At 63.9% G+C, this 521-nt stretch carries 1 pseudogene; it reads left to right on the top strand.

Going from position 1 to position 521, the window contains the following annotated elements:
* Nucleotides 1-521, top strand: a pseudogene (locus tag BN2476_RS46975) (hypothetical protein); the annotation flags it as partial.

Genomic DNA, 521 nt, shown 5'->3' with positions numbered 1-521 from the left:
CGAACCCGTTCGGCAACGAAGCGGCCGCGCCTGCTGGCGCGCTGATCGCGGTCGAACAGTCGAAAGCCATCGCGGAAGTTCAGGCCGCGCTCGTGTTCGCGCGCTCGCAACCGCGTGATCCGCGCCGCGCGATGGATCGCATCCTGCAGGACTGCATGCGTCCAGGGCTCGCAGAAGAAGCCACGTATCAGTACTCGCGCGGCGGCAACGACATCACGGGTCCATCAATCAGGCTCGCGGAAACACTCGCGAAGCGCTGGGGCAACATGGAAGCGGGCGTCAAAGAGATCTCGCGCCGCGATGGTGTATCCGAATGTCTCGCGTACGCGTGGGACTACGAGACGAACTATCGCGACGTTCGCACGTTCACCGTGCGTCACTGGCGCGACACGAAGAAAGGCGGCTATGCGCTGACCGACGAACGCGACATCTACGAGATGATCGCGAACTATGGCGCGCGCCGTAAGCGCGCCTGCATCCTCGCGCTGATCGATGGCGATGTCGTCGAGGCGGCTGTCACT

The organism is Paraburkholderia piptadeniae (assembly GCF_900007165.1).
Classification (GTDB): domain Bacteria; phylum Pseudomonadota; class Gammaproteobacteria; order Burkholderiales; family Burkholderiaceae; genus Paraburkholderia; species Paraburkholderia piptadeniae.
This window is presented reverse-complemented; position numbering and strand designations above follow the sequence as displayed.